Annotated in this window: 11 protein-coding genes; 6 read left to right on the forward strand and 5 right to left on the reverse strand. The window is 58.5% G+C overall.

Annotated features, from left to right (window positions below; genetic code table 11):
- Positions 1-357: 357 nt before the first annotated feature.
- Entirely contained in the window at positions 358-2,559 is a 2,202-nt protein-coding gene (gene katG / locus ACR0IV_RS15220; protein WP_480660586.1) for a catalase/peroxidase HPI, read from the reverse strand.
- Positions 2,560-2,899: 340 nt separating this feature from the next.
- Between katG and ACR0IV_RS15225 the strand changes: the two genes are divergently transcribed.
- Positions 2,900-4,516, forward strand: coding sequence for a GMC family oxidoreductase (locus ACR0IV_RS15225; RefSeq protein ID WP_480660588.1), 1,617 nt, complete (start codon positions 2,900-2,902; stop codon positions 4,514-4,516).
- A gap of 64 nt (positions 4,517-4,580) precedes the next feature.
- Complete coding sequence (locus tag ACR0IV_RS15230) at positions 4,581-5,363, forward strand: aldolase/citrate lyase family protein (protein ID WP_480471229.1); 783 nt, start codon at positions 4,581-4,583, stop codon at positions 5,361-5,363.
- On the opposite strand, the gene ACR0IV_RS15235 is transcribed toward ACR0IV_RS15230, so the two are convergent.
- A complete protein-coding gene (locus ACR0IV_RS15235) occupies positions 5,360-6,343 on the reverse strand; it encodes a glycosyltransferase (protein WP_480660590.1) in 984 nt (327 codons plus the stop codon). The two genes, ACR0IV_RS15230 and ACR0IV_RS15235, sit on opposite strands and share 4 nt — an antisense overlap.
- 39 nt (positions 6,344-6,382) lie before the next feature.
- Positions 6,383-7,249, reverse strand: coding sequence for an SDR family oxidoreductase (locus ACR0IV_RS15240; protein WP_480471231.1), 867 nt, complete (start codon positions 7,247-7,249; stop codon positions 6,383-6,385).
- An 87-nt stretch (positions 7,250-7,336) separates the two neighbouring features.
- Between ACR0IV_RS15240 and ACR0IV_RS15245 the strand changes: the two genes are divergently transcribed.
- Complete coding sequence (locus ACR0IV_RS15245; RefSeq protein WP_480471232.1) at positions 7,337-7,969, forward strand: class I SAM-dependent DNA methyltransferase; 633 nt, start codon at positions 7,337-7,339, stop codon at positions 7,967-7,969.
- A gap of 26 nt (positions 7,970-7,995) precedes the next feature.
- Here the strand turns inward: ACR0IV_RS15245 and ACR0IV_RS15250 are convergent, their stop codons facing one another.
- Together ACR0IV_RS15250 and ACR0IV_RS15255 are read right to left on the reverse strand one after the other, a co-directional pair.
- Positions 7,996-8,982 (reverse strand): sterol desaturase family protein, encoded by a 987-nt coding sequence (locus ACR0IV_RS15250; protein WP_480660593.1) that lies wholly within the window; start codon positions 8,980-8,982, stop codon positions 7,996-7,998.
- A gap of 23 nt (positions 8,983-9,005) precedes the next feature.
- Positions 9,006-9,761 (reverse strand): class II aldolase and adducin N-terminal domain-containing protein, encoded by a 756-nt coding sequence (locus ACR0IV_RS15255; protein WP_480660595.1) that lies wholly within the window; start codon positions 9,759-9,761, stop codon positions 9,006-9,008.
- A 114-nt stretch (positions 9,762-9,875) separates the two neighbouring features.
- On the opposite strand from ACR0IV_RS15255, the gene ACR0IV_RS15260 reads away from it, so the two are divergent.
- The 3 genes from ACR0IV_RS15260 (at position 9,876) to ACR0IV_RS15270 (ending at position 14,181) form a co-directional block, all read left to right on the forward strand.
- Positions 9,876-10,751 (forward strand): LysR family transcriptional regulator, encoded by an 876-nt coding sequence (locus ACR0IV_RS15260; RefSeq protein WP_480660597.1) that lies wholly within the window; start codon positions 9,876-9,878, stop codon positions 10,749-10,751.
- Between the two features lie 167 nt (positions 10,752-10,918).
- Positions 10,919-12,721 carry an adenine deaminase gene (gene ade, locus ACR0IV_RS15265; RefSeq protein WP_480660599.1) on the forward strand — a complete coding sequence of 601 codons (1,803 nt, stop codon included), beginning with the start codon at positions 10,919-10,921 and terminating at the stop codon, positions 12,719-12,721.
- Complete coding sequence (locus tag ACR0IV_RS15270) at positions 12,718-14,181, forward strand: AMP nucleosidase (RefSeq protein ID WP_480660601.1); 1,464 nt, start codon at positions 12,718-12,720, stop codon at positions 14,179-14,181. Before ade ends, ACR0IV_RS15270 begins: the two co-directional genes overlap by 4 nt.
- The last annotated feature ends 80 nt before the right edge of the window (positions 14,182-14,261 follow it).

Here is a 14,261-nt window from a genome sequence, read left to right on the forward strand (position 1 = left end):
CCCAGTCTCTCCCGAGCGTCCAACCGTCTCTCCGGCCCGTCTCCGCCGTTCCCAGCGTCCCAACAACCACCTCAGCAGCGCCGGTGAAGGGGTATTTACGGATTAGGTCTGGGACCTGCAACCCCCATTTTGAAAAAACTTCGCATTTCCGTTCGGTTTCTTCTCCACCTTAATAAAAACAATACGTTAGCTTCATAATTCGCCCCGAAAACTTGCTGAAAGGACGTTCACAGCAACGAAATGGACGACCTTTCAGCGGAATCATACCCAATGCTCGGTATACAGCCCTAAATCAGGCGAATGAAAACGCCGCCCGAGTCTCTTCGGGCGGCGCAATTTACTGCGATGGTCACAGGGTTACTTCAGATCAAAACGATCCGCATTCATCACCTTGTTCCAAGCCGAAACGAAATCGCAGACAAATTTGCCGCCTGCATCTTCCTGACCATAGACCTCGGCCAGTGCCCGCAATTGCGAATTCGACCCAAAGACCAGATCCGTGCGGGTGCCAGTCCATTTCACGTTACCGCTTGCGCGGTCGCGGCCTTCATAGACGCCGTCACCGGATGGCTTCCATTCGGTGCTCATATCCAAAAGGTTCACAAAGAAGTCGGTGCTGAGCGTGCCAACCCGGTCGGTGAACACCCCATGAGACGTGCCGCCGAAGTTTGCACCCAGTACACGCATCCCGCCAACCAGCGCCGTCATTTCAGGGGCCGACAGTGTCAGAAGTTGCGCCTTGTCTAACAACAGGGCCTCGGCCGGAATCGAGTATTCTTTGCGCAGGTAGTTACGGAAACCGTCCGCGATGGGTTCCATCACTGTGAAGGACTCGACATCCGTCTGCTCTTGCGAGGCATCGGTGCGACCCGGGGCGAATGGCACATCTACGTCATGGCCTGCGGCCTTGGCGGCCTTTTCGATGGCTGCGGCGCCACCCAGGACGATGACATCCGCCAATGAGACCTTCTTGCCACCCGATTGTGCGTCATTAAACGCGGTCTGAACGCCTTCCAACGCATCCAGCGCCTTGGCCAGTTTCAGCGGTTCGTTGACCTCCCAATCCTTCTGCGGGGCCAGACGAACGCGCGCACCATTGGCGCCGCCACGCATGTCCGATCCACGGAAGGTCGAAGCCGAGGCCCATGCGGTCGAAACCAGATCCGATACCGACAGACCGGTAGCGAGAATCTTTGCTTTCAGATCTGCCACATCCGCGTCGTCGATCAGATCATGATCAACGGCCGGAACATTATCCTGCCACAACAGCTCTTCAGTGGGTGCTTCGACGCCCAGATAGCGCGAGCGGGGGCCCATGTCGCGGTGGGTCAGTTTGAACCAGGCGCGGGCAAAGGCATCGGCGAACTCTTCGGGGTTTTCGTGGAAGCGCTTCGAGATCGGGCCATAGATCGGGTCCATGCGCATCGCCATGTCGGCGGTGGTCATCATGGTCTTGACCTTCTTGGACGGATCATGCGCCGCCGGGGCCATGTCTTCTTCCTTAACGCCGACCGGTTCCCAGATATAGGCACCCGAGGGGCTTTTGGTCAGGTTCCAGTCATAGCCGAAAAGTAGGTCGAAATAGCCATTGTCCCATTTGATCGGATTTGCGGTCCAAGCGCCTTCGATACCCGAGGTCGTGGTGTCATCGCCCTTGCCGCTGCCGAAATCGTTGATCCAGCCAAAACCCATAGCCTCGATCGGGGCGGCTTCGGGCTCGGGGCCAACAAGGCCGGGATCGCCTGCGCCGTGCGCCTTACCAAAGGTGTGGCCACCGGCGACCAGAGCCACAGTTTCCTCGTCGTTCATCGCCATCCGGCCAAAGGTGTCGCGGATGTCACGGCCTGATGCCAATACGTTCGGCTCACCATCCGGGCCTTCGGGGTTCACATAGATCAGACCCATCTGCACAGCGGCCAGCGGGTTCTCCAGATCTCGTTCGCCCGAATAACGGCTGTGCGGATTCTCGGTGGGGGCCAGCCAATCGGTCTCGGCACCCCAATAGATGTCTTCTTCGGGTGCCCAGATATCCTCGCGCCCACCAGAGAAGCCAAAGGTCTTGCCACCCATGGACTCAATGGCGCAGTTGCCCGCCAGAATATAGAGGTCGGCCCAAGAGATCTGGTTGCCGTATTTCTGTTTAATCGGCCACAGCAGGCGACGCGCCTTGTCCAGGTTGCCGTTGTCGGGCCAGCTGTTGAGCGGTGCGAAACGCTGATTGCCGGTCGAAGCACCGCCGCGGCCATCCGCCGTCCGGTAGGTGCCCGCGCTGTGCCACGCCATGCGGATGAACAAGCCGCCATAGTGACCATAATCCGCAGGCCACCAATCCTGCGAGTCGGTCATCAAAGCATAGAGATCCTCTTTCAACGCTTTCAGGTCGAGCTTCTTGAACTCTTCCGCGTAGTCGAACGCCTCACCCATCGGGTTCGAGGCGACCCCGTGCTGGTGCAGGATCGACAGGTTCAGCTGGTTCGGCCACCAATCCCGGTTGGTCCGGGCCTCGGCGCCATGCATCACCGGGCATTTGCCCATGTTAGGGGTATCACTTCCGTCCATATCGGTCTCCAGTCCTGGCTAGATGTGTGTGTCGCGCGGTTAACTCTGAATACGAGAAACAGGGGTCGTGAGTGTCTTTGCATCCTTTACTGGTCCGGGCACGTCGCTTGTTCGCAAGGGTCGGCCCTGACCTCATCTTGGAGAATAGCATTAACGACTCGTTCTTTCTGCTTGGCGTAGATTTAGCAACTCTGGGTGATGCATATAAGTTTTGTTTTTCGATGATATTAATAATTTAAAACTATTGCTCTTGAACGACCTCTATTCGCCGCAGCGTCACAATTGCGTTCCTGTGATTGCCCTTCACAGTGACCGTCATCGGCAGGGAGGTCAAAGCAAGATGCAATTCGACTATGTGATTGTCGGCGGCGGTTCGGCGGGCACTGTTCTGGCCAACCGCCTGAGCGCGAATCCACGAACCCGCGTTTGCCTGCTTGAGGCGGGCGGGCGCGGTGACAGCTTGATGGTGCGCATGCCCGCAGCAGTGGTGGGCATGCTGCCGGGTCGGCCCCGGATCAACAACTGGGCGTTTGAAACCACTCCACAACCCGGACTGAACGGGCGCAAAGGATACCAGCCGCGCGGACGCGCCCTTGGAGGCTCAAGCGCGATCAATGCGATGCTTTATGTCCGGGGCCAACGTCAGGATTATGACGGCTGGGCCGATCTGGGTTGCGAGGGCTGGGACTGGGACAGCGTGCTGCCTTATTTCAAACGCTCGGAAAACAACGAGCGCGGGGCTGACGATCTGCGTGGTGCGACAGGGCCGCTTCAGGTCTCAGACCAGAAAGAGGAACGCCCAATCACGCGCGCCTTCGTGGATGCCGCCACCCAAATGCAGCATCGCCGGACCGAGGATTTCAATAGGGGCGACAATGAAGGCGCGGGCCTCTATCAGGTCACTCAGTTTCACGACCCCGACCGCAATGGCGAGCGGTGCTCGGCCGCCGCCGCCTATCTGTTCCCGGTGATGAGGCGGCCCAATCTGACCGTCATCACAGGCGCGCACGTACAGCGGCTGCTGCTGGAGGGAAAACGCGCAACCGGTGTGCTGTATCGGAGGCGGGGTAAGGCGCGCAATCTGCAGGTGACCGCCACGCGAGAGGTTCTTGTCTGCGCCGGTGCTCTCAAATCGCCTCAGGTTTTGATGCTGTCGGGAATCGGCGACGCTGAGACCCTCTCGCGCCATGGAATCGCAGTTGCACATGATTTGCCAGGCGTGGGGCAGAACTTACAGGATCATCTGGACTTCACGATCTCCTACAAAACCAGAGACACCGACACATTCGGCATCGGTCCGGTCGGGGCATTGAAACTGCTTGGCCATCTCTGGCGTTGGCGAAAAGATGGAACGTCGATGGCGGCCACACCCTTCGCAGAGGGAGCCGCATTTCTGAAAACAACTCCGGATCTTGACCGACCTGATATTCAGCTGCATTTCACCATCGCCATGGTCGACGACCACGCGCGCAAATTGCATATGGGATATGGTTACAGTTGCCATGTCTGCAAGCTGAGACCTGAAAGCCGGGGCACCGTCTCGCTGAACAGTTCAGACCCGGAAGCACCGCCCGCCATCGATCCAAATTTCCTGTCCGACCCGCGCGACCTGGACACAATGATCAAGGGGGCACGTCTGACACGCGAAATCATGCAAGCCCCGGCGCTGGAGCCTTACCGTCACAAAGAGATGTTCGGCACCGATACCGCACAAAGCGACGCGGATTGGGAGCGCCATATCCGCGCGCGCGCTGATACGATCTATCACCCTGTCGGCACCTGCAAAATGGGTCTGGACGAACTGGCGGTTGTGACCCCAGACCTGCGCGTGCGTGGGATAGAAGGTCTGCGGGTGGTTGATGCATCGATCATGCCGACCCTGGTTTCAGGCAATACAAACGCGCCGACCATCATGATCGCGGAAAAGGCTGCGGACATGATTCTCTCGGTCGCATGACCAAACATGCGTTGAGGCGCTCCGCATAAAGCTCTACACCGCTACGTAATAAGCGGAGAGAGATATGCCGGCGCCGACAAATACTTTCAAACACGCCCTCAAGGATGGCCAGCTGCAGCTGGGGTGCTGGCTGGGCCTGGCCGATACATATGCTGCCGAGATCGCTGCAACCGCCAGTTTCGACTGGTTGCTGATTGACGGAGAGCACGCGCCGAATGACCTGCGTTCGATCCTCGGGCAGCTACAGATCGTTCAGGCCTCGGGTGCGCATGCGGCGGTTCGGTTGCCGGTGGGCGAAACCTGGATGATCAAGCAGGTGTTGGATGCGGGCGCACAGACACTGCTGATCCCGATGGTCGAAAGCGCTGAACAGGCGCGCGAACTGGTCCGCGCTGTGACCTACCCTCCCAACGGGACGCGTGGCGTGGGCTCGGCCCTTGCACGCGCCTCGAAATTCTCGGCCATTCCCGATTATCTGCAAACAGCGGATGAGCAGGTTTGCCTATTGGTTCAGGTTGAAAACCGTGCTGGACTTGCCGCGCTGGACGACATCCTTGCGGTCGAGGGCGTTGACGGCGTCTTTATCGGCCCCGCGGATCTGGCGGCCGATCTGGGCCATATCGGCAACGCGGATCACCCCGATGTAGACGCAGCCATCATGGATGCGCTCAGCCGGATCGTGAAGGCTAGCAAAGCCGCAGGCATCCTGACGCTTGATCCGACGATGCAGAAACGCTGCGCAGATATTGGCGTGACCTTTATGGCCACCGCAATTGATGTGGTTCTGTTTGCAAAAGCGATGCGGGCCGAAGCCAACGACGCACGCGCGCGTCTTCTGCCGGGCTAGTGACCGCTCACTTTCTTATAGAGCGCTGATTTATAGCCAAACGGAATCCCCAGAACGCCCACCAGCCAACCGGCGGTCCGGGCGATCTGGATCAGCCGTCGATCCGGCTGAAACGGGAAGAGCAGCATCAGCACCAACAGCGCGACAAGGCGGAACGGCGCGCTAACGAATCCGACCATGGCGCGCGAAGGTTTCTGATCCAGCTTGCGGCGCATATGAGTGTTGGCCTGATCCCGCCCGCGCGCAGCCTGATACCAGAAAGACAGCCGTGCTGGGGGAATAGTCTCATAGACAAAGGCATCCGGCACCCAACCTACAGGCAAACCTGCGGCAACCGTCTCTGCATAAAACTTGGCGTCCGTGCCGCCGGTCATGCGCATCGCCTCATCGAACCACAGGCCGGTTTCGCTGAACAACCGCGTCTCACCCAACCAGTTATTAGTGACGATCGTCACCCCACCGGTATCGTTCAACGTGGCCTTCTTGGCAGCGGCGCGTTCCTTGTCGAGATACCGATTGCTGATGTTGCGCAACATCAGCCGTTGCAGTGCCGTCTCCGCACCTGACGGTCCCGCAGCCCGCAGCGGGGCCCCCAGCAGAACCGCCGAACTGGTCCGGTATCCAGCGACCAGACGCTCCAGCCAGTCGGGCGCAACGACCTCATCGTCATCCACAAAGCAGAGCAGGTCCGCCCCCTGCGCCAGCGCCTCTCGCGCAGCGCGATTGCGGCCAAAGGGGATGCCAGGCTCGGTCTCCAACACATAATCTAGCGCAGCGCCATTGGGCAGTGTCGCTCCTGCCGCACGAACCGTGGCTTCACTGAAGGACGAGGCGTCATTCTCGACCACCAGACACCGGACTGAGCAATCGGGTGGCAGAGTCATTTCGCCCCAGCTTTGGATCAGTGCAGCCAACATCTCGGGACGCTGACGGGTCAGCGTCGACACGGTGATCTTCAAAGGGGCAGAGCGGTCATCCATCGAACCCCCTTACAACCCGCGACACTTTGTTGACAAGGTTCAGCGCTCAGCCGCAGCCGCATCCTGATGCTGCATCAACGACTCCAGCCCGACCCGGTAATTGGGATAAAGCAGTGAGATACCAAGCTCGGATTTGATCCGATCATTCCGAACCCGTTTGTTTTCATTGTAAAAACTCCGCGCCATCGGGGTCAGATCAGCCTCATCGAAGGACACAGCGGGCGGCATCGGCAGGCCCTGCAACTCGGCAGCATAGCCAATCACATCCTGCGGTGGGACGGGCTCATCATCACAGACATTGTAGATCGCCCCCGGATTAGGCTGCGCCATCGAGGCGATCAGAACCTGCGCAATGTCATCCACATGGATGCGAGAAAACACCTGCCCCGGTTTGATGATCCGCCGCAAGCCGCCGCGCTTGAGCTTCGAGAACGGCCCCCGACCCGGCCCGTAGATGCCCGCCAGCCGAAAAATGTGCAGCGACAGGTTCGGAATCTCAGCCCACTGATTCTCGGCCTGAACACGCCAGCGGCCCCGTTCAGCGGTGGGGGCCGTGGGCGTTGTCTCGTCCACCCACTCGCCCTGATGATCGCCATAAACTGCAGTGGTCGACAGATACCCAACCCATGTGAATTGCCCAGCGCGGGCAACGATCTCGTCCCGCAGTTGCGCCAGCACCGGGTCGCCCTCGGCGGTTGGCGCGGTCGAGATCAGCAGATGCGTCACACCATCCAGATCTGGCACCTCTCCCGGCCAAACATGCGGTTCGGCGCCCGTGGCCCGGATGACCTCAAGCTGGCTGGCATCTCGCGTGGTCCCGATGACGCGCCATGAGTTCGGGTCCATCTGTTTGGACGTGGCGCGGGCCGAATAGCCGTGACCAAAAGAGAGCAAACACTGTGTCATACCCCTTTGATGATCCGCCAAACGCAGGGATGCAAGCGCCGGATGGCCGCACTTGATTCGAATCCTCGGATGCGCATTCATTGATGTATGAGCGACAAAACCCCAGACCTGCACGCGGCCTACGCGTTGAAATCACCCGAAGACAACAAACGCCTCTACGCCGAATGGGCCGGGGATTATGATGACGGCTTTGCTGCGCGGGAAGATTATCAGCTACATATCCACACAGCCCGCGCCTTTGTCAGCGCCGGTGGGCAGGGTCCGGTTCTGGACGTCGGTGCCGGTACGGGGCTGTGTGGCGGTATTCTGGCCGGATTTGGCGTTGGCCCAATCGATGCCACCGATATCAGCGCCGAGATGCTGGACCAGGCCATGCGCAAGGATATCTATCGCGACGCGATCGAAGCTGATCTGAACGATGGTCTGCCGGTCCCGCGTGAGAGTTATGCCGGCGTCGTCTCTTCTGGGACCTTCACTCACGGTCATCTCGGCCCCGAGGTGCTGCCCGCCCTACTGCGCGTCGCCCGCCCGGGCGCTCAGTTCGCCCTGTCTATCAACGCAAAGCACTTTGAAACGATGGGATTTGCAGAGGCCCTCCGGGATCTGGAGGACAGTCAGATCAGCAATCTTTCACTGCCCGAAGTCCGGATCTACGGTGAGCTGGCAGCAGGCCCGAACAAAGACGACCGCGCGCTGATCGCCCTGTTCGAGACCTGCTGATCAGACCATAATTGGGTCATTCTCCCTCAGGTATACATCTGTTTCTTGTAGGCCCGTGTCCGCACCGTCGCCTCGGCCGACCCATCATGATAGGTGCCAAACCACTTATCGAACGGAATTTCGGAAGTACCATAGTTGCACTCGAAATAGCGGTGGTGCAGCTGGTGGAAGAAATCCCCCGCGCGGGCCGCCTCTGTTTCACCCGCTTTGAGTTTCTCGAACCCCGAATGGGACAGCACCGGGCTGATCTGCTGAAAATAGGCGTGGAACAGCAGATGCAGCGGGTGAGACGGCACAATCAGGTGGATGAAATAGGTGGTGAAGTAGAGCATGTTCTCGAACCAGTGGTTCGAAATGCCTGACCACGGTCCGATATTGACGTTGCGGTGATGCACGGCATGGACATGCTTATAGAGCTTCGGGTGATGTTCAAGCCGATGCACCCAATAGAAATGCAGACCGGACCACATGGGAATAAACAGCATCCAGATCACGAACCAGACGGGTGCAGCGGCCCATGTAACAACCGGTACATAGGCGTTGGCCATCGCCCAGTAGATGACCCATTGATAGACGGTCGCCACCGTCATGGCGCTGCCGAGTGTCCACCAGATGTTATCCCACACCTGATTGCGGAAGGTGAAAGTTCCGTTGTCGCGGGTCAGATCCCGACGGTCGAACTTCTTGTACATGCCCTGTCCCTTGTGCATGTAAAGCCACCAATGCAGCCCACCTGCCACGAGGATTTGCGGTACCATGTTCAGCAGCCAGATGCGGAACATCCAGCCGGGTGCAAGGTTCTGCATTGTCTCTAACGCGGGGAAAAACGCGACATATGCAATGCTGGCCAGCACCATGCACAGGGTTAGCGAAGTCAATGGCAGCCAGGCCCCGCGATACCACCGCAAAACGGCCATGGGGCGCGGAGGCCAGCTGAACAGTGGATTTAGCCCAACCGGCCCTTCAGGGCGATAATTCCAACGCGCTGCTTCCGGGTCATGAACGTCGGTCATGGCAGATGCTCCTTGCAGAGTCTTCAGGTTGCGTAATCCGAGTCTTCGGCATCCAGAATGGCCTTGATCTCGCGCAGATGCGCCTCGGCCTGATCGGGATAGTCATCCAGCTCCTGCGCGGTCTTCTCAGCGATCTCGTCCGATAGGACGCGTAGAGGCTGGCCCGTCTGCAACGCGCGGATATAAGTTTCGGCAGCACGTTCAAAATAATAGAGTCTATTAAAGGCATCTGCCGGGCTGTCACCGATCACCAAAACGCCATGGTTCCCCATGATCATGACCTTCTTCTTAGGGTCCGACAGCATCGAGGCACAGCGCTCGCCTTCACTTTCAAACGCCAGCCCCCCGAACTCCTCATCGATGACATAGCGGTTATAGAAAGTGGCCGTGTTCTGATCGATCGGCGGCAAAGTGCTGTCCGCCAATGACGCCAGAACGGTGGCAAAAATAGAATGCACATGCATAACGCAACGCGCGTGAGGGCAATGACGATGAATCGACCCGTGCAGCCCCCAGGCGGTCGGATCTGGTGCGCCGGGTTGATCCATGACTTCGTTGTCATTGGCATCCAACAGCAACAGATTGGACGCCTTGATCCGTGAAAAGTGCATCTGGTTGGCATTCATCAGGAACTGTGTGCCGTCTGGATTCACGGCCAGACTGAAGTGATTGGCCACGCCTTCGTGCATGTTCAACCGCTCGGTCCAGCGAAAGGCGGCGGCCATGTCGACGCGTTCTGGCCAGTAATCCATGTTGGGGCGCAGGTTGGTGACGCTCATATCGTGCTCCTTGGGCGGAAGAGGTTTCAAAAAATGGTGCCTGCACCGCAAAAGTTTGACCAACGAAAAAAACACACCTATTCCATTAGCTAAACTAATGGCGAGGTTATGCAGATGCAGAAACAGCTTCCTCCGCTGGGATGGCTGCGCACATTTGAGGCGGCAGCCCGACATCTGTCCTTTACCGGCGCAGCGCACGATCTGAACATGACGCAAAGTGCGGTCAGCCAACAGATCAAGTCGCTGGAGGGTTATCTGGGGCAGCCCTTGTTCCTACGTCGTCCCCGCGCACTGGAGCTGACTGAGGCGGGCATCACCTATCTGCCTGTTGTGCGCGAAGCTTTCCGTACGCTTGTGCGTGGCACACAAGCCGTGACGGGCGCACAGCAAAATGCAGTGCAGGTGCAAAGCAACATAAGCTTTGCCGTCAATTGGCTGTCGCCGCGTCTTCCACGGTTTCGGGAACAGCATCCGGAGGTGCATCTGAACATATTCACTGAGCTGTGGGAGCCGCGCGAAATGGCAGAAGGCGCGGCAGTCGAGATTCGATATTCCTTGCACCCAGCCGACACGGTTCGGACCGAGCTGCTGCGCACCGATCACTACTATCCGGTCTGCGCGCCCGATTTCGCCGTTACGTTGGAGGATCTTCAACAGCAACCTTTGTTCGATTGCTCAAATTTGCTGTCAAACTGGGCGAATTGGACTGAAGAACAGAGTCTGATATGGGAGAATCCACAGATCACCTATGCGACGACCTATCTGGTCAGCCTGTCGATCGCGATGGCAGGCGGCGGGCTCTGTCTGGCGCATGACACCATCGTCCGACATCTGATCGAGCAACGACGGTTGATCGCGCCTTTCCCCCACCGCGCCGAGATGCCCGAAGCGTATTACCTACTGTTGTCCCCTCAGGCCGAAGAGAATCCCGGAGCGATGGCGTTCGCCAACTGGGTACGCGCCGAGATCGAGGCGGATTTGCAGGATTGAGGCGGTGCCCTTCCGCCCATCGTCATGGCCCCTGTGGGGCCAATCCTCTGGTTGGGCGTGGCAGCGCTGACGCGCTGAGGGTCGCTCATCATGCAGGCATTATGATGATTTGATGATACCCCGCTGGCAGGGGTTGCACCTTCGGTCGCATTCGGGAAAGTTGGGCCATGGAATACAAGACTTTCCCCAGTTGGCCCGACACCGCCCCCCACCTTATTGCTGTGGCCTCAGGCCGCGAACCCGCCGATATGGTCATCCGTGGCGGGATCTGGGTGAACGTACATACGCGTGAACTGCTGCCGGATCATGACATAGCCATTGCCGCTGGACGTGTGGCTTATGTCGGACCCGACGCCTCTCATTGCACCGGGCCCGCCACTCAGATCATTGAGGCAAAAGGCCGTTATATGATCCCCGGATTGTGTGACGCGCATATGCACATCGAATCGGGGATGCTGACCCCAGCGGAATTTGCCCGCGCCGTGATCCCGCACGGCACGACCTCGATGTTTACCGACCCCCATGAGATCGCCAATGTGCTGGGGTTGGAGGGTGTACGGCTGATGCATGATGAAGCTTTGATGCAGCCCGTGAACATTTTCACCCAGATGCCATCCTGCGCGCCCTCGGCACCGGGGCTTGAGACGACAGGCTATGAGATCACCGCCGAGGATGTGGCCGAGGCGATGTCCTGGCCCGGTATCATCGGGTTGGGCGAGATGATGAACTTTCCCGGTGTGATTCATGGCGACCCAAAGATGCTGGCCGAGATCGCGGCGACGCAACGGGCGGGTAAAACCGTGGGCGGACACTATGCTTCGCCTGATTTAGGGTCTGATTTCGCAGCTTATGTGGCCGGAGGCCCCGCCGACGATCACGAAGGCACCTGTGAAGCCGATGCCATTGCACGGGTACGGCAAGGGATGCGCTCGATGATGCGATTGGGCTCGGCCTGGTATGATGTGGAAAGTCAGATTACCGCCGTCACCGAGAAGGGGCTGGACCCGCGCAACTTCATCTTGTGCACGGATGACTGCCATTCGGGCACTCTGGTCAATGACGGCCATATGAACCGCGTGGTCCGGCACGCGATTGCCTGCGGATGCGATCCTGTGGTCGCACTGCAGATGGCGACCCTCAACACTGCGACTCATTTCGGGCTGGAGCGTGAGATTGGCTCTATCACCCCGGGGCGGCGCGCAGACGTGATCCTGACCTCGGATCTGACCGAACTGCCCATCGAAACGGTGATCGCCCGGGGTCAGATCGTTGCAGAACAGGGCAAAGTCACTGTCGACTGCCCGCATCTCGACTGGCCGACAAATGCCCGCAACACAATGCATCTAGGCCATACGCTGAGCGCCGCTGATTTTGAGATCACAGCACCTGCTGGCGCTAATCGTGTCAGGGCCAACGTCATCGGTGTGGTTGAAAATCAGGCGCCGACACAGGCGTTGAAATCGGAACTGCCGATCATCGGCGGTCTGGTTGAAGGGGAAGGCGAAGTCTGTCAAATCGCGCTGGTCGAACGACATCGCGCCACGGGCGGTGTGACCAACGCCTTTGTCTCGGGGTTCGGGTATCAGGGGCGGATGGCCATGGCATCGACCGTGGCGCATGACAGTCACCATATGATTGTCGTGGGGACCGACCGCGAACAAATGGCGCGGGCCGCCAATCGGCTGGCAGACGTTGGCGGAGGCATCACGATCTTCCGCGATGGTGAGGAGTTGGCGCTGGTGGAGCTGCCCATTGCCGGGCTGATGTCTGATAGCCCGGCGGCCGAAGTGGCCGCCAAAGCGCAAAAGATGGTCGAGGCGATGCAGGCCTGTGGCTGTCAGTTGAACAACGCATATATGCAGCACTCGCTTCTGGCCCTGGTCGTAATCCCCGAGTTGCGGATCTCGGACCTTGGGCTGGTGGATGTGCGCACATTCGAAAAGATTGATCTTCTGGAACCTCTTGCATGACCGTTCTCAATACACCCGAAGTCCCAAAGCCCGAGCAATTCACCGATCCAGCTGCTGCGGTAGCGCGTTTGGAAATGCTCTATGAACAGGCCACGACTTATCTCTGCAATAGCTTTGCCGAAGCGATGAAAAACGGTACGCCCACCGATCGATTCAGAGCCTATTACCCAGAAATTCGCATCAAAACCTCGTCCTACGCTCAGGTCGATAGCCGCCTGAGCTTTGGTCACGTGTCGGAACCCGGGATACATACAACAACCGTGACCCGACCGGATCTGTTCCGGTCCTACCTGACCCAGCAGATCGCACTGTTGATCAGAAACCACGATCAGCCAGTCACGATCGGAGCCTCTGACACACCGATCCCGGTTCATTTTGCTGTTGCCAGCAATCCAGATCTGCATGTTCCACATCAGGGTGCCGCAGGTTTCACCCTGCGCGATGTGTTTGACGTTCCCGATCTGACGACGACCAATGATGATATCGTCAACGGTGTATATGACCACGACGACGATATCGGGCCTTTGGCTCTCTTTACCGCCCAGCGCGTCGATTATTCATTGTCTCGGCTGTCTCATTACACCGCCACCGATCCCAGCCATTTTCAGAACCATGTTCTGTTCACCAACTACCAGTTCTACGTCTCGGAATTCGAGAACTACGCTCGTACTCAACTCGCTGATCCGAGCAGCGGCTACACCAGCTTTGTCTCAACCGGGAATGTCGAGATCACCGACGCAAACGCCCCGATTGAGCAGCCGCTGAAACTACCACAGATGCCCACCTATCATCTGAAACGCGCCGATGGATCGGGCATTACGCTGGTCAATATCGGCGTCGGGCCGTCGAATGCGAAAACCGCCACCGACCACATCGCTGTTTTGCGCCCCCACGCCTGGCTGATGGTTGGGCATTGCGCCGGATTGCGCAACACGCAGGCCTTGGGTGATTTCGTACTGGCCCATGCTTATCTGCGCGAGGACAAAGTGCTGGACGACGATCTGCCGGTCTGGGTGCCGATCCCGCCGCTGGCCGAGGTTCAGGTCGCACTTGAACAAGCCGTCGCCGAAGTGACCAAACTGGAAGGGTATGAGCTGAAACGGATCATGCGCACCGGCACCGTCGCCTCGGTCGACAACCGCAACTGGGAACTGCGGGATCAGTCAGGCCCGGTGCAAAGGCTCAGCCAATCCCGCGCCATCGCACTAGATATGGAAAGCGCAACGATTGCCGCAAATGGTTATCGCTTCCGCGTACCCTACGGAACCTTGCTGTGTGTGTCGGATAAGCCGTTGCATGGCGAATTAAAGCTTCCCGGCATGGCCTCGGCGTTCTATACCACCCAGGTCAGTCGTCATCTGGCCATCGGAATTCGGGCAATGGAACATCTGCGCGGAATGCCATTGGAGCGTCTGCACAGCCGGAAATTGCGTTCCTTCGACGAAACGGCCTTTCTCTGAAGCAAAAAAGCAACGATTTCCCCATATTTTTAGGGTTTTCAGCGCTACTATTCGTTGTGTTCATCCACAATATCCCGTTA

The organism is Ruegeria sp. C2, from assembly GCF_056537765.1.

Coding starts and splice junctions, on each gene's coding strand:
- katG (WP_480660586.1), bottom strand. CDS start 2,559: ATGGACGGAAGTGATACCCCTAACATGGGCAAATGCCCGGTGATGCAT.
- ACR0IV_RS15225 (WP_480660588.1), top strand. CDS start 2,900: ATGCAATTCGACTATGTGATTGTCGGCGGCGGTTCGGCGGGCACTGTT.
- ACR0IV_RS15230 (WP_480471229.1), top strand. CDS start 4,581: ATGCCGGCGCCGACAAATACTTTCAAACACGCCCTCAAGGATGGCCAG.
- ACR0IV_RS15235 (WP_480660590.1), bottom strand. CDS start 6,343: ATGGATGACCGCTCTGCCCCTTTGAAGATCACCGTGTCGACGCTGACC.
- ACR0IV_RS15240 (WP_480471231.1), bottom strand. CDS start 7,249: ATGACACAGTGTTTGCTCTCTTTTGGTCACGGCTATTCGGCCCGCGCC.
- ACR0IV_RS15245 (WP_480471232.1), top strand. CDS start 7,337: ATGAGCGACAAAACCCCAGACCTGCACGCGGCCTACGCGTTGAAATCA.
- ACR0IV_RS15250 (WP_480660593.1), bottom strand. CDS start 8,982: ATGACCGACGTTCATGACCCGGAAGCAGCGCGTTGGAATTATCGCCCT.
- ACR0IV_RS15255 (WP_480660595.1), bottom strand. CDS start 9,761: ATGAGCGTCACCAACCTGCGCCCCAACATGGATTACTGGCCAGAACGC.
- ACR0IV_RS15260 (WP_480660597.1), top strand. CDS start 9,876: ATGCAGAAACAGCTTCCTCCGCTGGGATGGCTGCGCACATTTGAGGCG.
- ade (WP_480660599.1), top strand. CDS start 10,919: ATGGAATACAAGACTTTCCCCAGTTGGCCCGACACCGCCCCCCACCTT.
- ACR0IV_RS15270 (WP_480660601.1), top strand. CDS start 12,718: ATGACCGTTCTCAATACACCCGAAGTCCCAAAGCCCGAGCAATTCACC.